Source organism: Amycolatopsis sp. WGS_07, assembly GCF_045278895.1.
GTDB lineage: Bacteria > Actinomycetota > Actinomycetes > Mycobacteriales > Pseudonocardiaceae > Amycolatopsis.
Genome location: NZ_CP136053.1, coordinates 1,841,171 through 1,861,618, shown reverse-complemented (window position 1 = coordinate 1,861,618; position 20,448 = coordinate 1,841,171). Strand labels below are relative to the sequence as shown.

Here is a 20,448-nt window from a genome sequence, read left to right as displayed (position 1 = left end):
CGTGAGTGAACTCAGCCATGTCGACGAGTCCGGCGCCGCCCGGATGGTCGACGTTTCCGGCAAGACGGCGTCCGCGCGCACCGCGCTCGCCGGCGGGACCGTCCACACCACAACGGAGGTCGTCGGCCTGCTTTCGGCCAACGGCCTTCCCAAGGGCGACGCGCTGGCGACCGCGCGGATCGCCGGGATCATGGGCGCCAAACGCGTGCCCGAGCTGATCCCGTTGTGCCATCAGATCGCGCTGTCCGGGGTCAAGGTGGAGTTCGAACTGGACGGTGCCGCGGTGCACATCAGCGCGACGGCCAAGACCAAGGACGTCACCGGCGTCGAGATGGAGGCGCTCACCGCCGTCGCGGTCGCCGGGCTGACGCTGCACGACATGATCAAGGCCGTCGACCCGGCCGCGACGCTCGACAACGTGCGGCTGCTGCGCAAGGACGGCGGCAAGACCGGAACCTGGGAGCGGCCATGACCAAGACCGCGCGCGTCATCGTCGCGTCCAACCGGGCCGCACGAGGCGTTTACGAGGACAAGACCGGCCCGGTGCTCGTCTCCTGGCTGGCCGACCGCGGCTACGACGTGCCGCCGCCGGTCGTCGTCGAGGACGGCGACCCGGTGGGCGTCGCGCTGCGGGCCGCGGTGGCCGACGGTGTGCAGGTGATCCTCACGACCGGCGGCACCGGCATCTCGCCGACCGACCGGACCCCGGACGTCACCCGCGCGGTGCTGGACTACGAGCTGCCCGGCGTCGCGGACGCGATCCGCGCGGCCGGGCTGCCGAAGGTGCCCACCGCGGTGCTGTCGCGCGGCGTGGCCGGAGTCGCGGGCCGGACCCTGGTGGTGAACCTGCCGGGGTCGAGCGGCGGCGTGAAGGACGGCCTGCGGGTGCTGACGGACATCCTCGACCACGCGGTGGACCAGCTCGCCGGTGGAGACCACCCGCGCGAGGCGGCACCGTCCGGCCCGCCGGTCCGGATCCTGCGGGCCGACGTGAGCGATCAGCCGCTGTCGGTCGAGGAACACGCACAGCTGGTGGAGGACGCCGCGGCTGGTGCCGTGGTCACGTTCTCCGGCGTGGTCCGCGACCACGACGGCGGCAAGGGCGTGCGCGATCTGACCTACGAAGGCCATCCGACGGCCCGCGACGTGCTCGCCGAGGTGGTCAACGACCTGGCGGCGCGCTGGAAGGGCGTGCGGGCGGTGGCGGTGAGCCATCGCGTCGGCGCGCTGACCATCGGCGACGTCGCGCTCGCCTGCGCGGTCGCCGCCGAGCACCGCGGCCAGGCGTTCACCGCGTGCGCGGAGCTGGTGGACGAGGTGAAGGCGCGGCTTCCGGTGTGGAAGCACCAGCACTTCACCGACGGCACCGACGAATGGGTCAACTCGCCCTGATCCCGCGCGAGTAGCCGTTCAGCGGCCCGGACACGACGAAGGGCCCCACCGCCAGGGGAATTGACGCGGTGGGGCCCTTCGGGCGTTCTGTCACAGCAGCGGCTGCGCCGGAACCAGCCTCACGAGGAGGCCAGGGTTCACTTGGTGGCGAGCTTCTGGCCGACCACGATGAAGTTCGCGTTCGACACGTACTGCTTGTTCAGGTCCTGCAGCTTCTGGTAACCGCCCTGGATGTTGTGCTCCTTGGCGATCTTCGAGAGCGTGTCGCCAGCCTTGACGGTGTAGTCACCGTTCGGGTTGGAGTTCGCCACCAGCGCGGCGACCGGCTGGGTGACCTTCTTCGGGGCGACGCTCTTCTGCTTCGGAGCCTTCTTGGCGGTGCTCTTCTTCGGGGTGGCCTTGTGCGAGGAGGCCGAGCTGCCGGCCTTCTTGCTGCACACCGGCCACGCGCCCGGGCCCTGGCCCTGCATGACGCGCTCGGCGACGGCGATCTGCTGCTCACGCGACGCGCCCTGCGGGCTGCCGGTGCCGCCGTAGGCCTTCCAGGTGCTCTGGGTGAACTGGAGGCCACCGTAGTAGCCGTTTCCGGTGTTGGTGCTCCAGTTGCCGCCGCTCTCGCACTGCGCGATGGCGTCCCAGTTGGTCGCCGACGCGGGGGTCGCGGCGATCGCGAGGGGGCGCCGACCGCGATACCCGCGACTGCGACACGGGCGATGGTGCGGGTGGCGGCGGACATCTTGCGGTGCTTGCCTCGGTAAGACATCTGAAACTTCTCGATTCCTGCGCCTACGAGCACGATGCTGCGGGTCGGGTTGGGAGCCCGTCCGTCCGTTGCCGGCCGGCTGACGCGGACGTCGCACGACGCGCCGTCTTCGTCCCCTCGTCTCTGTCCGGAAATGCTTTCGCTCGGGGTATGGGTCCGGGGATCCGTTGGACAGAGCTGGGCGCTACGGATTCCCGGTGTTGCGTGGTCGGTCGGGGCCAACCGAAAAGCGACGGTACGTAATTCGCGCCGTGATCGGAAATCATTCGGGGTGTGACCTACGTCACAGTAACGGCACGCAACCTGTCTCGATCCGCTTGTTTGTGCTGGTCAGAGCGTCGTTATCTGGCCGTTTTCTTGCCGAGATATTTCACGGATCGTGAGGCTTGGGTCACGTCGATAAGGCGTCAAGGGGCCATTCGCAGCAGATAAGGCGGCGCACTCTAAACCACTCGTCAACTGCCGGCCACTGCCCGCCGAGTGGTTCTTTGAGCTGCGCAAATACGCCGTGAGCGAAACACTTCGGAGAGTAGGGATAAAGAGGAATGACCGCTCAGCGCGCCAGTGCCGCCATTCGCCGTGGTCCGGACCAATCGGCCGGAAACGGCGGCCGCGCCGGACAGCGGCGCGCTCAGCCGGGCGAACGAGGGGTTTCCGGCAGCTCATCCGCCGGCGAACGGCGGGAGGACGTCCAGGTGGGAGCCATCACTGAGCGCGCGGCCCCGATCGCGTACCGCCACCTCGTTGACCAGGAAGCTCGCCGCGTCGAGAACGCGGGAAAGTTGCCCGGGGTGCAGCTCGCGCAGCACCTGCACGGCATCCGCGACGGTCGCGCCCGCCGTCAGCTCCACCTTCTCCTCTTCGGTGCCCGCCGCGGCCCGCGCCGAGGCGAAATACCGGACGACGACTGTCACCGGGGAAGCGGGCACAGAAGAAGAGGTCATGGCTTAACCGCCGATCGCGCTCATCGGCCGGATCGGCTGCGCGAAGCCGGCCTCGTTGATCTCGTGGCCCGCGAGCTTGCGCCACATCGTGTCCCGCCAGGCGTCCGCCACCTCTTCATCGCGCGCGCCCGCGCGCACGAGGGAACGCAGGTCCGTCTCGTCGTTCGAGAACAGGCAGGAGCGGACGGCTCCGTCGGCGGTCAGCCGGGTGCGCTCGCAGGCCGAGCAGAACGGCCTGGTCACCGACGCGATCACGCCCACGTCGCCCGGTCCGCCGTCAACCAGCCAGCGCTCAGCGGGCGCGCCGCCGCGTGGAGCGGGGAACGGGCTGAGCGTGAAGGCCTCGCCGAGCATCGCGAGGATCTCCTCGGCGGTGATCATGTCGCGGCGGTTCCAGCCGTGCTGCGCGTCCAGCGGCATCTGCTCGATGAACCGCAGGTGGTAGCCCTCTTCGAGGCAGAACCGCAGCAGCGGCACCGCCTCGTGCTCGTTGTAGCCGCGCATCAGCACCGAGTTGATCTTCACCGGCGACAGCCCGGCGTCGCGGGCGGCGGCGAGGCCGGCCAGCACGTGCGGCAGCCGGTCGCGGCGGGTCAGCTCGGCGAAGCGCTCGCGGTCGATGGTGTCCAGCGACACGTTGATCCGGTCGAGGCCGGCCGAGACGAGGCCGGGGGCGCGTTTGGCCAGCCCGATCCCGTTGGTGGTCATGGAGACCCGGGGCCGGGGGTCGAGCGCGGTGATCCGCTCGACGATGTTCTCCAGTCCCGGGCGCAGCAGCGGTTCGCCGCCGGTGAGCCGGATGTCGGTGACACCGAGCATTTCCACCGCGATCCGCATGAGCCGGACCAGCTCGTCGTCGGTGAGCACCTGGTCGCTGGGCATCCAGTCGAGGCCCTCGGCGGGCATGCAGTACGTGCAGCGCAGATTGCACCGGTCGGTGAGGGAGACCCGCAGGTCGGTCGCGACGCGGCCGAAGGAATCGACGAGACCGGGGTGCTCGGGCCGGGGCGTGCCGGACGGGCCTCGGTTGCCGGGGACGCGAGGAAACCCGAGATGTACTGCCGTCATTGTGTTCAGGATAGCTTGCGCGGGCAGGAAAGGCAGGTTTGCGCAAAACCTGGAAACCACCCTCGGTTCCGATGTGGAGGCACTCGGTGAACACCGGAGAGACGAATAGTGAGCTGACTCACTTCGTGGCGCTGGCGGCGCGGCTGCGCACGCACACCGTCCTCCGGTACGCGCGCGACGCCGCCGGCGAAGGACTCTCGGCGACCGAACTGCAAGCGCTCGAACTCGCCGGGCAGACCGCGGATTCCCTTACCCCAGGCCGGATCGGGCAGCTCACCGGCTTGTCGACGGGTGCGGTGACCGGGGTGCTCGACCGGCTGGAGAAGTCCGGTTTGGTGTGTCGCGAACGCGATCGGGCCGATCGCCGGAAGGTGCTCGTGACGATCACCGAGGCCGGTCGCGAACGGCTTGACGCCATCTCCGCGCGGACCGCCGAGGGGCTCGCCGGAGTGCTCGCGGAGTTCACTTCCGCAGAACGGAAAGTCATCGGGCGTTATCAGTTCGCAATGCTCGAAGCGTTACGCGAAAAGGGACAGCCCGCATAGCTTTTCCGCATCTGCGGGGATAATGTTCCGGTCATGCCGCAATTTCGGTTGTCCGAGGCCGCTCGGCTGCTCGGCGTAAGTGACGACACCGTTCGCCGGTGGGTCCGCGCGGGCCAATTGACCGCGACGGACGACGCCGCGGGCCGCAAGGTCGTCGACGGCGCGCAGCTCGCCGGGTTCGCCAGGGCGCAGGCCAGCGAACCGGACGATCCGTCGGCGGTCGGCCGCTCCGCCCGCAACCGCTTCGTCGGGCTGGTCACCGAGGTCGTCGCCGACAAGGTGATGGCGCAGGTCGAGCTGCAGTGCGGGGCGCACCGAGTCGTGTCACTCATGAGCACCGAGGCGGTCCGCGAACTCGGGCTGCGCCCGGGCGTGCTCGCGGTCGCCGTGGTCAAGGCGACCACCGTCGTGGTGGAAACCCCGGAAGGATCCAGATGAAGAAGCTCGCCGTCGCCGTCGCCGGAACCGCGGCGATCGCGTTGTTCGCCGGTGCCTGCAGCTCCAGCGACCAGCCCAGCTCCAACCCGGGTGCGGGTTCCGCGTCCGCACCCGCGCCGGGAGGCGGCACGCTGACCGTCTTCGCCGCGGCCTCGCTCACCGAGTCGTTCAACGTGCTGGGCAAGCAGTTCGAGGCCGCGCACCCGGGCGTCAAGGTCACCTTCGACTACGAGGGTTCCTCGTCGCTCGTGCAGAAGCTGGACAACGGGGCCAAGGCCGACGTGTTCGCCTCGGCTGACCAGAAGAACATGGACAAGGCCGTGCAGGACGGCGTGATCGACGGCCAGCCGAGCGTGTTCGCCACCAACAAGCTCGCGATCGCCGTGGCGAAGGGGAACCCGAAGGGCATCAAGACCTTCGCCGACCTGACCAAGCCCGGGCTGAACGTGGTCGTGTGCGCGCAGCAGGTGCCGTGCGGGGCGGCTACGCAGAAGGTCGAGCAGAGCAGCGGCAAAGCGCTCAAGCCGGTGAGCGAGGAGACGAACGTCAAGCAGGTGCTGGCCAAGGTCCAGTCGGGCGACGCCGACGCCGGTCTCGTGTACGTCACCGACGCGACGTCGGCGGCGGGCAAAGTGGACAAGGTCGACTTCCCGGAGTCCTCGGGCGCGGTGAACCAGTACCCGATCGCGGTCGTGAAGAACGCTCCGCAGGCGGCGCTGGCGAAGCAGTTCACCGACTTCATCCTTGGCGCGGAGGGCAAGGCCGAACTGGCCAAGATCGGGTTTGGCCCTGGCAAGTAGGGCGCGCTCGGGCGCGGCGGCCGAGACCAGGCCGCCGCACGCCCGGGTGCCCCTGATCCTCTGGTTCCCCGCCGTCGCCGCGCTCGCGCTCGTGGTGCTGCCGGTCGTCGGCCTGCTCGTCCGGTCCGATCTGTCCCGGCTGCCGTCGCTGCTGGTGACACCCTCGTCGCTGAACGCGCTCCGGCTGTCGCTGGTGACCGCCGCACTGTCCACAGTGGCCTGTGTGCTGCTCGGCGTTCCGCTGGCGGTCGTGCTGGCCCGCTCCCGGGTGCCGGGCGTGCGGATGCTGCGCTCGATCGTGCTGCTGCCGCTCGTGCTGCCGCCGGTGGTCGGCGGCCTCGCCCTGCTGTACCTGTTGGGCCGCAAGGGTTTTCTCGGGATTTTCGTTAACTGGCTGACCGGCGAGCAGGTGCCGTTCACGACGGCCGCGGTGGTGATCGCGCAGACGTTCGTGGCGATGCCGTTCCTCGTCGTCAGCCTGGAGGGCGCGCTGCGCGGCTCCGGCGACCGCTACGAACAGGTCGCCTCGACGCTCGGCGCGCGCCCGTGGACGGTGTTCCGCCGGGTGACGCTGCCGTTGCTGCTTCCCGCGCTGGGCTCCGGCGTGGTGCTGAGCTTCGCTCGCGCGCTCGGGGAGTTCGGCGCGACCATCACGTTCGCGGGCAGCCTGGAAGGTGTGACCCGGACGCTGCCGCTGGAGGTCTACACACAGGCCGAAGTGGACATCGACAGCGCCGTCGCGCTCGCCTTACTGCTCATCGTGGTCGCGATCCTGGTCATCGCCGTCGCGCGGCCGCGGTCGTGGGAAGGCGGTCTGCGGTGACGCTCTCCGCACGGCTCGCGCTGACCCGCGGCGAGTTCTCGCTCGACGTCGAGTTCACCGTGCCCGGCGGTACCGTGCTCGCGCTGCTCGGCCCGAACGGCTCCGGGAAGTCGACGGTGCTCGGCAGCCTCGCCGGCCTGCTGCCGGTGTCCTCGGCCGACCTCACGCTCGCCGACCGGCAGCTGGCCGGGAACGGCGTCGACCTGCCGCCGCACGCACGGCGGATCGGCCTGCTGTCCCAGGACGCGTTGCTGTTCCCGCATCTGTCCGCAATGGACAATGTCGCCTTCTCGCCGCGTTCGACGGGGGCCAGCCGGGCTGAGGCACGGGAGATCGCCTCGCGGTGGCTGGCCGAAGTGGACGCGACGGAGTTCGCGCATCGGCGGCCGAGCCAGCTGTCCGGCGGGCAGCAGCAACGGGTGGCGATCGCGCGAGCGCTGGCGTCCTCGCCGGACTTGCTGTTGCTGGACGAACCGTTCGCCGCGCTCGATGTGGACTCGGCACCGGCGATCCGCGGACTGCTGCGCCGGGTGCTGCGCGACGGCCCGACCACCGTGCTGGTCACGCACGATCCGTTGGACGCCTTGGCATTGGCCGACCACGTGGCGGTGATGGCAGGCGGCCGGATCGTCGAACGCGGGCCGACCCGCGAGGTGCTCGCGGCGCCGCGGACGGCGTTCACCGCGCGGATCGCCGGGCTGAACCTGGTGTCCGGAGTGGCGGTGCCGGACGGATTGCGCGTGCCGTCCGGCGAAGTGGTGGCGGGCTTGCTGACCCCGGACACCGTGCTGGACGAGGCGGCGGTCGCGGTGTTCGAGCCGAACGCCGTCGCCGTTTATCCGCACGACGGTGACCATCGAGGCAGCCCGCGCAACACGACCGACGCCGTCGTCGCCGCGCTGGAGCCGCACGGGCCGGTGATCCGGGTCCGGGCTTCCGGCGCCGGGTGGGCGAATGGCCTGACCGCCGACCTCACCCCGGCCGCCGTCGCCGAACTGGCGCTGGAGCCCGGCTCGGCGGTGACGTTGTCGGTGAAGGCCGCGACCGTGGCGGTACACCCGGCCGCGGCCTCCTGACCCGAGCGCCCCCATGCGGCGTGGGGGCGCTCATCCCCCTGGTCAGCCGTCGTGGTGGTGGCCGCCGCCCGGGTGGACGTGGAACTTCGCCACCTCCGGCGGGTGCACGACGAACGGCCGCATCATGCCCTCGTCCTCGTGGTCGAGGATGTGGCAGTGGTACATGAACTCGCCGGTGCCGCCGCCGAACTGGCCCGCGACGCTCACCCACTGGCCGGCCTCCACGATGATCGTGTCCTTCCAGCCCTCCTCGTACTTCTCCAGCGGCAGATCGGTGAAGCCGTCGATCGGCGCGGTCGTGCGTTCGGCCGCCGGGTCGAACGTCGAGGCGAACTTGCGCCGGAAGAGCGCCTGGAACTCGGTCAGGTGAATGTGGAACGGGTGCGCGGGCCCGCCGACGTGCACGATGTTCCACACCGCCCATTTGTCGTGGTCGATGAAGATGCCGGTGGTGTCGTCGAAGATCCGGCCGATCATCTTGAACGTCTTCAGCCCGCCCGCCGGGTCCTTGATCTGGATGATCCCCTTGCCGCCCGGGTCCTGCTCGACCTCTTCGAGGTCCCACATCTCCGGATGGCCGCTCGCGTTGAGCAGCAGCGCGACCCAGACGTGGTGGTGATCCTTCGGCAGCGTCGAGCCGTGCTGGATCCGGACATAGGACGTCGAGAGCTTCTCGGGCAGCTCGAACGAATCATGCTTCGCCCGGCTGTCCACCCGGAACTCCATGACGTCCGGTTCGACGCTGCCCAGCCCCGGAGCGGTGTTGCGCAGCTTGAGCTTCTGTCCCCGGAACCGGCTGAAGTCGATCAGCACGTCGAACCGTTCGGCGGGCGCGACCCGCAGCCCGCCGGACGGCAGCTCCGCGGGAGCGGGCAGCAGGCCGCCGTCGGTGCCGATCAGGCGGACCGCCTCGTTGTGCGGCACGTTGTTCTCGTCGACGAGGTTCAGCGTGTAGAACCGCGCGTTGGCCGTGTTGAGCAGCCGGAAGCGGTACCACCGTGCGGACACGTCGAGATGCGGCCAGATCACGCCGTTGACCAGGGTGAACGGACCGGAGAACGGGAGCATCGTCCCGTTCTCCAGGTACGCGAACTTGTACAGCAGCTGCCCGGTGAGCCTGCCGTCGGCGTCGGTGTCGAGGTTGCGGTCGGCGAGGATCAGCGGGATCTCGCGATCGCCGCGGGGCAGGTCGAGCGAGTCCTCCTCGTCGTCCCGGATGAGGTACATCCCGGCCAGGCCGGTGTGGACGTTGAAGCGGGTGATCGCCATGGCGTGGTCGTGGTACCAGAGCGGCATCGCCTGCTGCCGGTTCTGGTACTCGGTGAGCTGCGAAGTCCCCTCGAGACCGGCGTTGTGCGCCCAGCCGTCGTTGCCCGCGTTCGTACGGGCGCCATGCAGGTGCACCACGGTCCAGGCGGGCAGCTCGGCCACCCCGTCGACGATCTTGTAGCCGGGCTTGCCGAGGTCGCTGCCGGGGCGCTCGGTCGGCTTGTCCCTCGCCGGGCCCTGGACGGCGAGCAACGGGAACTTGCCTTCTATTTCGTTCGACCACGAAATCCGCAGTTGTTTCCCGCTGCGGACTTCGATTGTCGGCCCCGGGAATTGTCCCGCGTAGGTCCACAATGTAGTCGGCGGCAATTGCGAGTGCAGCCGCTGCTGCTTGGTCACCATCGGAATGGTGATCATGTCCTGTCCCCACCACGGCGGCCGCAGCACCGGTGGAACGGGCAGTGGGTCAAGGAACTTGGTGAGACCCCAGGTGGGGTCGTCGGTCGGGCCCGCGGTGGACGGGCGGTCGACGATTTCGGTCATCAGATTATCCCCCTTCAACGGCAAGGGGCGCGAAGAATGGCGCAACGGCGAATACACCGGTGCTTACTAAACAGATTCCCCCGAGCCCCCTCGGTAACCGGAAGCGCGACTCCCCTCGCGTTACCGGCAATTTCCACTGTAGCCGTTTTCGTCGTATGCCGCAGGTGTCTCGCGCGCGTGATAGGTTTTCGCGCATGAGCGAAGGCCGGTGGACGTATCTCTCCGACATGGACGGTGTGCTGGTCAAGGAGGAACATCTCGTCCCGGGGGCGGACGAGTTCCTCGCCGAACTGCGCGGCAACGGTATCGATTTTCTTGTGCTCACCAATAACTCGATCTACACCCCGCGCGACCTGCGCGCGCGGCTGCTGCGCACTGGTCTGGACATTCCCGAGGAGTCCATCTGGACCTCGGCGCTGGCCACCGCGAAGTTCCTCGCCTCGCAGCGCCCGAACGGCTCGGCGTTCGTGATCGGCGAGGCCGGGCTCACCACCGCGCTGCACGAGGTCGGCTACGTGCTGACCGAACGCGATCCGGACTACGTCGTGCTCGGCGAGACCCGCACGTACAGTTTCAGCGCGATCACCCGCGCGATCCGGCTGATCGAGGGCGGCGCGAAGTTCATCGCGACCAACCCGGACGCGACCGGCCCGAGCGTCGAGGGCTCGATGCCCGCCACCGGATCGGTCGCGGCGCTGATCGAGAAGGCCACCGGCCGCTCGCCGTATTACGTCGGCAAGCCGAACCCGCTGATGATGCGCTCGGCGCTGCGCCGGCTGGGCGCGCATTCGGAGTCGACGCTCATGATCGGCGACCGGATGGACACCGACGTGCACTCCGGGATCGAGGCCGGGCTGCAGACCATCCTGGTGCTCACCGGCATCTCGAACGAGGATTCGGTGGAGAATTACCCGTACCGGCCGACGAAGGTGATCGGCTCGGTCGCCGACCTGATCGGGCGAACGCTGGACCCGTTCGGCGAAGGCTGACCGCCCACCGCCCGGGAGCAGGGCATATCGTCGAACAATGAGCGTCTATGTGGTGGGCGACGTCCACGGGCACCGGGACGCCCTGGTTGACGCACTGCGCGCCGAGGGCCTGGTCGACAGCGACGGCAACTGGGCCGGCGTCACCGACCGGCTGTGGTTCCTCGGCGACTTCACCGACCGCGGCCCGGACGGCGTCGGCGTCATCGACCTCGTGCGCGAGCTGCAGGAGCAGGCGGCCGAGGCGGGCGGTTCGGTGCAGATGCTGCTCGGCAACCACGAGATCCTGCTGCTGGGGATGTACCACTTCGGCGACCGCCCGGTGCCGTCCGACTTCGGCCCGCGCAGTTTCGCGCGCAGCTGGGAGATCAACGGCGGCCTGCTGTCGGACCAGGACCGGCTCACCCCCGAGCACATCGAGTGGCTCACCGAACGCCCGCTGGTCGCGGTCGACGAGGACCACCTGCTGCTGCACTCGGACACCCTCGAGTACCTCGACTGGGGCGAGGACCTCGACACGATCAACGCAACTGCCTACGACATCCTGTCCGGCAGCAACATCGAGGCCTGGTGGGACGTGTGGCGTCGGATGACCACCCGCTACGCCTTCCGCGGCCCGGACGGCGAGGAAAACGCCGACCGGCTGCTGGCCGCCCTGGGCGGCTCGCGGATCGTGCACGGGCACAGCGTGATCGCCGACCAGCTGGGCATCCATCCGACGCAGATCGAAGGCCCGTACCTCTACGCGGGCGGGAAGGCGCTGGGCATCGACGGCGGATTGTTCGTCGGCGGTCCGTGCCTCGTGGTGAAGCTGCCCTTCGAGCCGGAGGATTAGTCCGCCGGGGCGTAACACAGTTCGAGGATCCCGGACGGGAAGGCCGTGCTCTTCACCAGCCGCAGCCGCCGCGCCTCGTCCAGCTCCGGGAACAGCGCCGCGCCCTTGCCGGTGACGGCGGGCAGCACCCAGAGCCGGTACTCGTCGACGACGCCGAGCTTGATCAGCGAGTGCAGGAACGCGGTGCCGCCCGCGGCGACGAGATCCTTGCCCGGCTCGGCCTTGAGCTTGGCGATTTCCTCGGCGAGGTCTCCGCTGGCGATCCGGGTCTCGGGCCAACCGGCGGTGGTGAGGGTGCTGGAGAAGACGACCTTCGGGATCTCGTTCATAGCCTGGGCCGAGGGGTGGTCGGAGGCGGGCCAGAAGCCCGCCATGGCCTCGTAAGTGTTGCGGCCCATGAGGAAGGCACCGGCCTCCCATAGCCGGTCGACGAAGTATCTCTCCTGCTCGGGGTCGTCGATCGACATCATGACGTCCCGGATGCCGTTGTCGGCGTCGGCGCTCTTGCCGTCCAGCGAGACGTAGAAACCCAGGACCAGCTTTCGGGTGGTTGTCATGCGGCTTAGCCTGCTGCCGATGGTTTGAGTTGTCAAGACAAAATTATTTTTCGGTTGGCGTTCGAGGGAACCCGCTGGCCGGAGACGGCGACCACTCGAACGCAACGCCAGCACTGGGCGCGGGACAAGCTCACCGAGGTATGCCGGGACGTCATCCAGGAAGCGACGCGCATCCAGCGCGCACTCCTGCACCGGTGGGAGGGCAGCACCGATCCCATCGAATGGGTGGGGTGGAACCAGGCCCTGGCCAGGGACACCATGGAGGCCGACCGGCTCGCCTTCATCAATTACGCGCGGCGAGGGGTGCTGAACGCGAGGATGACGATCCGCACGCCGCTGAACTCGTGGCCGGACGTCGACCCGCCCTGTCTTCGTCCGCGGCCGAGCGAGGAGGCCGAACCGCGCGACTCGGCGACGAGTCCGCGGCCCGGCTGCCCGTGACCGTCGTGCGAGAGGACCTCAGGCGTCCACGATCTCCTTGCCGAGCGGCATCAGCGAGATCGGGATCATCTTGAAGTTGGCCAGTCCCAGCGGGATGCCGATGATCGTGACGCACTGCAGCACCCCGGTGACGAGGTGGCCGATGCTGAGCCACAGCCCGGCGACCAGGAACCAGATCACGTTGCCCACGAAAGAACCGACCCCGGCCTCGCGCCGGTCGATGACGGTCCGGCCGAACGGCCACAGCGCGTAGTTCGCGATCCGGAACGACGCGATGCCGAACGGGATCGTGACGATCAGGATGCAGCAGATGACTCCGGCCAGCAGGTAGCCCAGCGCCATCCAGAAACCGGCGAGGACGAGCCAGATTACGTTCAGGATCAGTCGCATCAGACGTACAGCTCCCCACTCAGCACGGTCACGGCCTTCCCGCGCAGCAACACGCGGTCGTCGCGGATTTCGGTGCGCACGGTGCCTCCCCTTGCCGAGATTTGCTGTCCGACGAGCGTGGTTTTGCCCAGCTGCTCAGCCCAGTACGGGGCCAGCGAGCAGTGCGCGGATCCGGTGACGGGATCCTCGTCGACGCCTACGCCGGGTCCGAAGAACCGGCTGACGAAGTCGTCGCCTCGCGCGGTGATGATGAGCCGTCCGGTCCAGGTGCCGAGGAGGGCGGCGAGGTCGGGCTTGGCGTTCTGGACAGCCTCGACGCTTTCGAGCACCGCGAAGAGGTTCTCGCGGGTCCGCCCGGTGAACTTCACGGGCGCGTCGAGGATGTGCGAGAGGTTTTCGCCGGTCTCGACGGGCGGGTCGGCGGGGAAGTCCATGTCGATCCAGCCGTCGGCCTTGGTGCAGGTGAGCTGGCCGCTGAGGGTCTCGTAAACCTGGTGCCCGCCAAGCACATGCGTGACCGCGATGGTGGCGTGCCCGCAGAGGGAGACCTCGTCGGTCGGGGTGAACCAGCGGAGCGATTTCGCTCCTTCGCCGGTGTTGACGACGAAGGCGGTCTCGGAGTGCTTCATCTCCGCCGCGACTTGCTGCATCCATCTGGCGTCAGCGGGTTGTTCGAGCACGACGACGCCTGCCGGGTTGCCGGCGAAGGCCTGGTCGGTGAAGGCGTCGACTAGATGGAAATCCATGAGGCCGATCCTGCCCGGTCGAGCGGGTGCGGACATCGGGGTTTAGCCCTGAATTCTCAGCGCACGCCCTCTTCGATCGTTTCCAGCAGCCATTTCCGCAGGTGCGCACCGGTGGACGGGGTGAAGTGCAGCCGGAAGCCGCCGTCGGACAGGGGTTCCGAAAACGTCAGGTACCGCCCGCCGTCGGTGTCGACGAACGTCGCCGTCGAGACCGGGCGCAGCGTGCCTTGTCCTGGCCGCATCGAGAGTTCCACGGTTCCGTGCCGGTGCAGCGGCCACTGCGAGTACCCCGCCAGCGCGTCGCGGTCCCGGCGGGACGGGGCGGGCGCCTCGGCGTCGCGTTTCGGCGGCGGGGCCTGGGTGATCGCCACCGGGGACACCGGCAGCGCCGGATAGGGCGGGAACATGCTCAGCACCAGGTCCACCAGCCGTTCGGGCCGGACCTGGCGGAAGCGCAGCCCGTCGTCGACCTGTTCGGAGAACACGCCGAGCCCCTCGCCGATGCACGCGCGGTACAGCACGGTCCCGGACGGCAGTTCGGCCGCGCGCACGATGATCAGCACGTCCGGCCTCGTCCAGGCGCGCAGGGTCGCTTCGACGTCCCGGTCGAGTTTCTCCGCGTCGGCGAGGCCACGGGCGCGCAGCGCGGTCCAGGCCTCCTCGGCCAGCCGGTTGTGCTCGGTCATCGTCGCGCCCGCGCTGCGGATCTCGAACGGATGCCACGACGCGGGCAGCCCGGTGCGCCGCACGGCCACGTCGGTCTCGGTCCAGCCCAGGGAGAATTCCTCTGGCAACGTCCCAGTCCCCTCGTGCGCGATACAACCCGCACCGAGGGTAGCGGAACGCGTACGACCATCAGCCGCTCGTGCGAGCCCACCCCATAACGAGGGTGGCGGAAAGGTCCGAAATCGAGCTTAGACTCATCGTCGTCGAAGAAGACCGCCACGGGAGGCACCCATGCCTGACGCGCCTGCACTGCCGAGTTACGCCTCCGGGACCTCCAGCGTCCCCCTGCTCGGCGACACGATCGGGGACAATTTCGACCGCACGGTGGCCGCGTTCGGCGACCGGGACGCGCTCGTCGACCGTGAAGCAGGCACCCGCTGGACCTACCGCGAACTCGCCGCCGAGGTCGACACGCTCGCGCACGGGCTGCTCGCGTCCGGCATCGGCAAGGGCGACCGCGTCGGCATCTGGTCGCCGAACCGGGCGGAATGGACGTTCCTCCAATACGCGACGGCGAAAATCGGCGCGATCCTGGTCAACATCAACCCGGCCTACCGTTCGCACGAATTGCAGTACGTGCTCAACCAGGCGGGCATCCGGATGCTCGTGGCCGCGGACAAGTTCAAGACGTCCGATTACGCCGCGATGATCGAGGAAGTGCGGCCGAATTGTCCCGGCGTCGAGGCGGTCGTGCTGCTCGGCACCTCCTCGTGGACGGAGCTGATGGAATCCGGCCGCGGCGGCGACCCGGCCCGGCTCGCCCAATCGCAGGCCGCGCTTTCCGCGGACGATCCGATCAACATCCAATACACCTCGGGTACCACCGGTTTCCCCAAGGGCGCGACGCTCAGCCACCACAACATCCTCAACAACGGCTATTTCGTCGGCGAACTGTGCAATTACACCGAGGAGGACCGGGTGTGCATCCCGGTGCCCTTCTACCACTGTTTCGGCATGGTGATGGGCAATCTCGCGTGCACCAGCCACGGCGCGTGCATGGTCATCCCGGCCCCGGCGTTCGACCCGAAGGCGACGCTCGCCGCGGTCGCCGCCGAGCGCTGCACGTCGCTTTACGGCGTGCCCACGATGTTCATCGCCGAACTGAACCACCCGGAGTTCGAGACGTTCGACCTCGGCTCGCTGCGCACCGGCATCATGGCCGGTTCGCCTTGTCCGGTCGAGGTGATGAAGCAGGTCATCGACCGGATGGGGATGACCGAGGTATCCATTTGCTACGGCATGACCGAGACGTCGCCGGTGTCCACGCAGACCCGCGCCGACGATTCGGTGGAGCGCAGGGTGTCCACGGTCGGCCGGGTCGGGCCGCATCTGGAGTCCAAAGTGGTCGATCCGGACACCGGCCTGACCGTGCCGCGCGGCACGCCCGGCGAATTGTGCACCCGAGGCTATTCGGTGATGCTCGGCTATTGGGAGGAACCGGAAAAGACTGCCGAGGCGATCGACGCCGCGCGCTGGATGCACACCGGCGACCTCGCGATTATGGACGACGAGGGATACATCAACATCACCGGCCGGATCAAGGACATGGTGATCCGCGGCGGCGAGAACATCTACCCGCGCGAGATCGAGGAATTCCTTTACACCCACCCGGATGTGCTGGACGCGCAGGTGATCGGCGTACCGGACGTCAAGTACGGCGAGGAATTGATGGCCTGGATCCGGATGCGCGAGGGCGCGGAGCCGCTGACCGCCGAAGCGGTGCGCGAGTTCTGCCAGGGCAAACTGGCGCATTACAAGATCCCGCGCTACATCCACGTGGTCGAGGAATTCCCGATGACGGTGACCGGCAAGGTGCGCAAGGTCGAAATGCGCCAGCAGTCGGTGACTTTGCTCGGGCTGGAGCAGGCGGCGGCGCAGAAGCACGCGTGACCCCAAGCGGCGGCCGTCCGATGTGGACGGCCGCCGGTCTAGGTCAGGCAGACGCGGCCGCGGCGGCTTCGGCGAGCGCCTTTTCGTCTTCTTCGCCGAAGGTGTCTTCGAGTTGTTCGGGCGAGTAGTCGAGGTCGATCTGCTCGACCGGCGTGCCCCGGGCCGATTCGATCGCACCGAGGCGGCGCTGGGCGCGATCGGCGGCGTACTGGATCAATTCCTCGGGGTCGTTGTCGAACGGGACTTCCTCGAATTGGTCCTGCACCCACTGGATCATGCCGAGCGCGTGCGGCAGCAGTTCGCCCATCCGTTCCTGCACGGCGTCCCACATCGCGTCGTCCGCGGCGACGTGCCGGCGGCAGGTGAACGTGCCCCACGCCATGTGGCGGCGCTCGTCGTCGCCGATGCGGCGCACCAATTCCTGCATTCCCGGCAGGATCTGGTTCTGCGTGCAGATCAGCTGCCACGAGTAGTACCCGGTGAGCGCGAGGCTGCCCTCGATCACGTGGTTGTAGGTCACGCTCGCGCGGATCTGGTTGAGCGGACTGGGATCGTCCTCCAGCGCGCGCAGCGACTGCGGTAGCTCCTCGTAGAAAAGCTTGCGGTAGTGCGGGTTTTCCGCGACATAGGAGTGCAGGTCGTCGTCCAGTCCGACGGCGTCCATCCAGCGCCGGAAGACCTCGACGTGCTTGGCCTCCTCGAAACAGAACTGCGTCAGGTACATCTCGTCGCCGAACCGGCCGGTCGACGACATCGCGCGCATGAACGGCTGGATGTCCTCGGTCACCGCCTCCTCGCCCGCGATGAACTGCGCCACGAGGTAGGTGGTGGAGCGTTGCTGTTCGGGCGTCAGGCTTTCCCAGCCCTCGCGTTCCCGGCTGAAGTCGAGGTCCGCCGGGTTCCAGAACTTCTTGTTGCCCTTGACGAACAGCCGCAACGGGAACGAGTCCCAGTTCAGCCCGCCCTTGCGCAGGGACGAGAATCCGCTGCGCAGCTCCGGAAGCGTCTCGGTCATGACTGGCCCTCTCGTTTCACTCCATTGTGGACGAATTGGTCGATGGCGGGGGCGAGCACCGCGAGCACCGAGTCCGCGGCCTCGGGTGCGGAATGCGTCGGCAGCACCAGATGGCTGAGCGACAGCCGGACCACCGTTTCGGCGAGCAGCGCCGCGGCCTCCGCCGTGAGCCGGGGTTCGAGCGTCAGGTACTGCTGTGCCGCGAGATCGGCCGCCGCGGTGAGGATCGGCTCGCCGCGCGAGGTCAGCAGGGGAAGCAGATCCTCGCCGGCCTCGGTGCCGAGCGCCGCCGCGATCAGCCGGTTCTCCCTGGCGTGTTCGATCGTGTAGACGACCGCCCCGCGGATGCCCGTGAGCAAACTCTCCGCGTCCTCGAACCGGCAGCGGATGCCGTCGAGGAATTCCGCCGCGACGCGCAGCGCGACGGCCTGGGTGAGCGCCGCCTTGCTGCCGAACTCGTTGTAGACCGTCTGCCTGCTGACCCCGGCTTTCGCGGCGACATCGGCCATCCGGAGGCCCTGGTGGCCGCGGTCGGGGAGCAGGTCCGCGGCCGCGTCCAGCAGCGCCTCGCGCAGCGTCGCCTTGGTCCGCTCGGTGAAGCTGGTCACATCGCCAGCTTGACACAGGATGAATCTGTGTCAAGAAGCTTTACCTGGATGGTGCACGTGTACAGCGGCTCCCCGGAACTGTCGGTGGGGGCGGCTACCGTGTGGGACGTGGGCATCACGGTGGGGTTCGACCTCGACATGACTTTGATCGACCCGCGGCCGGGCATGGTCGCGGCGATGAACGCGCTGGGCAAGAAGTCCGGGCTGCCGTTCGACGGAGAGGCGTTCGCCGCGAACCTCGGGCCGCCGCTCGATCAGGCGCTGCGCGATTTCGGCGCGCCCGAGGACCGGATCCCCGAGCTGATCTGGCAGTTCCGCGAGCTGTACCCGGAGGTGGTCGTGCCAAGCACGGTCGCGCTGCCCGGCGCGGCCGAGGCACTGCACGCGGTCCGGGCGGCGGGCGGGCGCACGCTCGTGGTCACCGGGAAGTACGGGCCCAACGCGCAGATGCACATCGACGCGCTGGGCCTGGAGGTCGACGATCTGGTCGGTGAGCTGTGGTCCACGCAGAAAGGCGCGGCCTTGCTGGAACACGAGGCGCGGGCGTACGTCGGCGACCATCTCGGCGATGTGCGAGGTGCGCGAGCGGCCAGTGCGATTTCGGTCGGTGTGGCGACTGGGCCGTGCACCCGCGAGGAGCTGGCTGAGGAGGGTGCCGACGTGGTGTTCGACTCGCTGATCGAGTTCCCGGACTGGTTCGCGCGGACCTTTGTGGAGACGGCGGTGTGAGCTGGGAGCTAGGTGAAGCGGTTGCCGTCGTCAGCTGAGCCGGGTGGCGCGGGTGGTTCGGGCTGCGTGGGTTGAGCTGGCTGGGGCGCGGACCGGTTGAGGCTGTGCGGGTTGCGCGGGCCGGGCTGAGGTCGAGTCGCGGGCCAGCCGAGGCGAAGCGGGTGGCGTGGGCTACGTGGGTTGAGCTGGCCGGGACGCAGGCTGGTTGAGGCTGCACGGGTGGAGTCGGATGAGGCCCAGCCCAGCCGAGGCGGTGCCGGATGGCGTGGCTGCGGAGGTTGAGCCGGTCGGGCCGCGGACGAGCTGAGGCTGCACGGGTGGAGCCGGGCGAGCCTCGGCCCAGCCCAGGCGGAGCGGGCTGAGCTGGTTGAGCCGCAGAGCGGTTGACGAGGTGCCGGGTGGCGCGGTTGAGCCGGTCGTGCCGCAGGTCAGCCGGGGTGGCTCGGGCTGCGCGGGTCGAACTGGTCGAGTCGCAGGCCGGTTAAGGCTGAGCGGGCTGTGCGCGTCGAGTCGGAGCCCGGCCGAAGCGGAGCGGTCGCGCGCGCGGGGCTGGACCGCTGGTTAGCCGTGCTTTCCGGCGCGGGCTTCCTTGATCAGCGCGATCAGCCCGAGCAGCAGCCCGAGCGGCGTGATCACCCCGGCGGCCGCGCTGAGCCAGACCGGCAGGTTTTCGAGTCCGGCGGCGAACATCACGAACACCGTCGCCACCGCGAGCATGCCGATGGCGAACAGGCCGATGCCGAGCCGCATGAGGATCGGTTTGCCGGTCTGCTTCGCTGCGTTCTCCATGCGGTGAGGGTAACGGGAGTATCCGCTTCTCCCCAGCGCCTGTGTCGAGATACGCTTGTCGGACGCGCGCCTCGAGATCGCTCGGGGCGCGTTCGTCGTGACCTGCACAGCAGAAGGACTGGTGAGGGAAGTGCCGACCGGCAAGGTCAAGTGGTACGACGCGGAGAAGGGGTTCGGCTTCGTCACGCAGGACGGCGGCGCCGACGTCTACATCCGCAAGGCCGCCCTGCCCCACGGCGTCGAGGGCCTGAAGGCCGGGCAGCGGCTCGAGTTCGGCGTGGCCGACGGCCGGCGCGGGCCGCAGGCGCTGTCGGTTCGGCTGCTGGATCCGCCGCCGTCGGTCGCCGAGGCGCGCCGCCGTCCCGCGGAGGAGCTGCACGGCCTCGTCGAGGACATGATCAAGCTGCTTGAGCTGAAGGTCCAGCCGGACCTGCGGCGCAACCGGTACCCGGATCGCAAGAACACCAAGCAGATCGCGGAGATCATGCGCGCGGTCGCGCGCGACCTCGACCCGTGATCAGCCGCGCATAAGCCTGAAAATCGTGAAAGGGCTCCTGGCGGGAATTCCGGCCAGGAGCCCTTCACCGTGTCGGTCAGGCGGGCTGCACCTGCAGTGACCACAGCGCGGTCGTGACCGCTTCGGCGTCGTTCGGGTCGCCGGTGCGGCTGATCACCGACGCCTGCGCGATCTCGACCACCACGATCTGGTCGTCCTTCGCGGGCGGGGTCGCGGTGTAGGCGTAGCGGTCGCGGGAGGTGATGATGTCCTCCTTCAGCGGCTGCGGCTCGCCCTTGCTGTTCACGTACTGCACGGTGACCTTCCACGGCGTCTCGGCGATCTCCTTCGGCACCGAGATCTGCACCGAGCGGCCCGGCCGCACCTTGAGCTTGCCCGTCGCGCCGGGGTTGGCCGCGCAGACGCCCGATTTGATGTCGCAGTTGCCGATCGGCGCGGCGGTGATCGTGTGCCCGTCGGCGTAGAAAGTCACCTCGGCCGGGCCCGGCGCGGAACAGCCGGCCACCGCGAAACCACCGGCCGCGAGCACGGCCATCACCCGGGAACGTCGCATGTCCC

Annotated in this window: 24 protein-coding genes and 1 pseudogene; 13 read left to right on the top strand and 12 right to left on the bottom strand. The window is 68.8% G+C overall.

The window, feature by feature from the left end:
• Window position 1 precedes the first annotated feature (1 nt).
• Together moaC and RPX00_RS08595 are read left to right on the top strand one after the other, a co-directional pair.
• A complete protein-coding gene (moaC, locus tag RPX00_RS08600) occupies window positions 2–472 on the top strand; it encodes a cyclic pyranopterin monophosphate synthase MoaC (protein ID WP_406638923.1) in 471 nt (156 codons plus the stop codon).
• The gene (locus tag RPX00_RS08595; RefSeq protein ID WP_406638922.1) at window positions 469–1,392 is read left to right on the top strand and encodes a molybdenum cofactor biosynthesis protein MoaE; all 924 of its coding nucleotides are present in this window, start codon (window positions 469–471) and stop codon (window positions 1,390–1,392) included. The genes moaC and RPX00_RS08595 overlap by 4 nt, the downstream gene beginning before the upstream one ends.
• 137 nt (window positions 1,393–1,529) lie before the next feature.
• Here RPX00_RS08595 and RPX00_RS08590 read toward each other — a convergent pair.
• The 3 genes and pseudogenes from RPX00_RS08590 to moaA form a co-directional block, all read right to left on the bottom strand.
• Window positions 1,530–2,155 (bottom strand): annotated as a pseudogene (locus RPX00_RS08590) (transglycosylase family protein).
• A gap of 662 nt (window positions 2,156–2,817) precedes the next feature.
• Window positions 2,818–3,099, bottom strand: coding sequence for a MoaD/ThiS family protein (locus tag RPX00_RS08585; RefSeq protein ID WP_406638921.1), 282 nt, complete (start codon window positions 3,097–3,099; stop codon window positions 2,818–2,820).
• Between the two features lie 3 nt (window positions 3,100–3,102).
• Window positions 3,103–4,167, bottom strand: a complete 1,065-nt coding sequence (gene moaA / locus RPX00_RS08580; protein ID WP_406638920.1) for a GTP 3',8-cyclase MoaA — start codon at window positions 4,165–4,167, stop codon at window positions 3,103–3,105.
• An 86-nt stretch (window positions 4,168–4,253) separates the two neighbouring features.
• Between moaA and RPX00_RS08575 the strand changes: the two genes are divergently transcribed.
• Genes RPX00_RS08575 through RPX00_RS08555 form a run of 5 tightly spaced genes read left to right on the top strand, consistent with a single transcriptional unit; the run spans window position 4,254 to window position 7,849 of the window.
• On the top strand, window positions 4,254–4,712 hold the full coding sequence (locus RPX00_RS08575; RefSeq protein WP_406638919.1) for a MarR family winged helix-turn-helix transcriptional regulator: 459 nt from the start codon (window positions 4,254–4,256) through the stop codon (window positions 4,710–4,712).
• A gap of 33 nt (window positions 4,713–4,745) precedes the next feature.
• Window positions 4,746–5,150, top strand: coding sequence for a molybdopterin-binding protein (locus RPX00_RS08570; protein ID WP_009083933.1), 405 nt, complete (start codon window positions 4,746–4,748; stop codon window positions 5,148–5,150).
• Window positions 5,147–5,950 (top strand): molybdate ABC transporter substrate-binding protein, encoded by an 804-nt coding sequence (gene modA, locus RPX00_RS08565; protein WP_406638918.1) that lies wholly within the window; start codon window positions 5,147–5,149, stop codon window positions 5,948–5,950. The genes RPX00_RS08570 and modA overlap by 4 nt, the downstream gene beginning before the upstream one ends.
• Before the next feature lie 55 nt (window positions 5,951–6,005).
• Window positions 6,006–6,773, top strand: coding sequence for an ABC transporter permease (locus RPX00_RS08560; protein ID WP_406642840.1), 768 nt, complete (start codon window positions 6,006–6,008; stop codon window positions 6,771–6,773).
• On the top strand, window positions 6,770–7,849 hold the full coding sequence (locus tag RPX00_RS08555) for a sulfate/molybdate ABC transporter ATP-binding protein (protein ID WP_406638917.1): 1,080 nt from the start codon (window positions 6,770–6,772) through the stop codon (window positions 7,847–7,849). Before RPX00_RS08560 ends, RPX00_RS08555 begins: the two co-directional genes overlap by 4 nt.
• Before the next feature lie 42 nt (window positions 7,850–7,891).
• Here RPX00_RS08555 and RPX00_RS08550 read toward each other — a convergent pair whose 3' ends face one another.
• Window positions 7,892–9,661: a multicopper oxidase family protein gene (locus tag RPX00_RS08550; RefSeq protein WP_406638916.1), complete on the bottom strand. Its 1,770-nt coding sequence runs from the start codon at window positions 9,659–9,661 to the stop codon at window positions 7,892–7,894.
• A 194-nt stretch (window positions 9,662–9,855) separates the two neighbouring features.
• Between RPX00_RS08550 and RPX00_RS08545 the strand changes: the two genes are divergently transcribed.
• Both RPX00_RS08545 and RPX00_RS08540 read left to right on the top strand, forming a co-directional pair.
• Window positions 9,856–10,650, top strand: a complete 795-nt coding sequence (locus RPX00_RS08545; protein WP_406638915.1) for an HAD-IIA family hydrolase — start codon at window positions 9,856–9,858, stop codon at window positions 10,648–10,650.
• A 37-nt stretch (window positions 10,651–10,687) separates the two neighbouring features.
• Window positions 10,688–11,482 carry a metallophosphoesterase gene (locus tag RPX00_RS08540; protein WP_406638914.1) on the top strand — a complete coding sequence of 265 codons (795 nt, stop codon included), beginning with the start codon at window positions 10,688–10,690 and terminating at the stop codon, window positions 11,480–11,482.
• Here RPX00_RS08540 and RPX00_RS08535 read toward each other — a convergent pair.
• Complete coding sequence (locus tag RPX00_RS08535) at window positions 11,479–12,039, bottom strand: dihydrofolate reductase family protein (protein ID WP_406638913.1); 561 nt, start codon at window positions 12,037–12,039, stop codon at window positions 11,479–11,481. The two genes, RPX00_RS08540 and RPX00_RS08535, sit on opposite strands and share 4 nt — an antisense overlap.
• A 54-nt stretch (window positions 12,040–12,093) precedes the next feature.
• Here RPX00_RS08535 and RPX00_RS08530 point away from each other — a divergent pair, with 54 nt between their 5' ends.
• A complete protein-coding gene (locus RPX00_RS08530) occupies window positions 12,094–12,480 on the top strand; it encodes a hypothetical protein (protein ID WP_406638912.1) in 387 nt (128 codons plus the stop codon).
• Between the two features lie 18 nt (window positions 12,481–12,498).
• Here the strand turns inward: RPX00_RS08530 and RPX00_RS08525 are convergent, their stop codons facing one another.
• Genes RPX00_RS08525 through RPX00_RS08515 form a run of 3 tightly spaced genes read right to left on the bottom strand, consistent with a single transcriptional unit; the run spans window position 12,499 to window position 14,410 of the window.
• Complete coding sequence (locus RPX00_RS08525) at window positions 12,499–12,870, bottom strand: YccF domain-containing protein (RefSeq protein WP_406638911.1); 372 nt, start codon at window positions 12,868–12,870, stop codon at window positions 12,499–12,501.
• The gene (locus RPX00_RS08520; protein ID WP_406638910.1) at window positions 12,870–13,616 is read right to left on the bottom strand and encodes a PhzF family phenazine biosynthesis protein; all 747 of its coding nucleotides are present in this window, start codon (window positions 13,614–13,616) and stop codon (window positions 12,870–12,872) included. Before RPX00_RS08520 ends, RPX00_RS08525 begins: the two co-directional genes overlap by 1 nt.
• Window positions 13,617–13,672: 56 nt before the next feature.
• Window positions 13,673–14,410 carry an ESX secretion-associated protein EspG gene (locus RPX00_RS08515; protein WP_406638909.1) on the bottom strand — a complete coding sequence of 246 codons (738 nt, stop codon included), beginning with the start codon at window positions 14,408–14,410 and terminating at the stop codon, window positions 13,673–13,675.
• A gap of 163 nt (window positions 14,411–14,573) precedes the next feature.
• On the opposite strand from RPX00_RS08515, the gene RPX00_RS08510 reads away from it, so the two are divergent.
• Window positions 14,574–16,232 carry an AMP-binding protein gene (locus RPX00_RS08510; protein ID WP_406638908.1) on the top strand — a complete coding sequence of 553 codons (1,659 nt, stop codon included), beginning with the start codon at window positions 14,574–14,576 and terminating at the stop codon, window positions 16,230–16,232.
• A 43-nt stretch (window positions 16,233–16,275) separates the two neighbouring features.
• Here RPX00_RS08510 and RPX00_RS08505 read toward each other — a convergent pair whose 3' ends face one another.
• Together RPX00_RS08505 and RPX00_RS08500 are read right to left on the bottom strand one after the other, a co-directional pair.
• A complete protein-coding gene (locus RPX00_RS08505; RefSeq protein WP_043827309.1) occupies window positions 16,276–17,247 on the bottom strand; it encodes a R2-like ligand-binding oxidase in 972 nt (323 codons plus the stop codon).
• Complete coding sequence (locus tag RPX00_RS08500) at window positions 17,244–17,855, bottom strand: TetR/AcrR family transcriptional regulator (RefSeq protein WP_406638907.1); 612 nt, start codon at window positions 17,853–17,855, stop codon at window positions 17,244–17,246. The genes RPX00_RS08505 and RPX00_RS08500 overlap by 4 nt, the downstream gene beginning before the upstream one ends.
• A 108-nt stretch (window positions 17,856–17,963) precedes the next feature.
• On the opposite strand from RPX00_RS08500, the gene RPX00_RS08495 reads away from it, so the two are divergent.
• A complete protein-coding gene (locus RPX00_RS08495; RefSeq protein WP_406642838.1) occupies window positions 17,964–18,584 on the top strand; it encodes an HAD family hydrolase in 621 nt (206 codons plus the stop codon).
• A 561-nt stretch (window positions 18,585–19,145) separates the two neighbouring features.
• Here the strand turns inward: RPX00_RS08495 and RPX00_RS08490 are convergent.
• Window positions 19,146–19,373, bottom strand: coding sequence for a hypothetical protein (locus RPX00_RS08490; RefSeq protein ID WP_378314458.1), 228 nt, complete (start codon window positions 19,371–19,373; stop codon window positions 19,146–19,148).
• Window positions 19,374–19,503: 130 nt separating this feature from the next.
• On the opposite strand from RPX00_RS08490, the gene RPX00_RS08485 reads away from it, so the two are divergent.
• Window positions 19,504–19,890 carry a cold-shock protein gene (locus RPX00_RS08485; protein ID WP_037718500.1) on the top strand — a complete coding sequence of 129 codons (387 nt, stop codon included), beginning with the start codon at window positions 19,504–19,506 and terminating at the stop codon, window positions 19,888–19,890.
• Between the two features lie 76 nt (window positions 19,891–19,966).
• Here the strand turns inward: RPX00_RS08485 and RPX00_RS08480 are convergent, their stop codons facing one another.
• The gene (locus RPX00_RS08480) at window positions 19,967–20,443 is read right to left on the bottom strand and encodes a DUF2771 family protein (protein WP_378314456.1); all 477 of its coding nucleotides are present in this window, start codon (window positions 20,441–20,443) and stop codon (window positions 19,967–19,969) included.
• Between the last annotated feature and the right edge of the window lie 5 nt (window positions 20,444–20,448).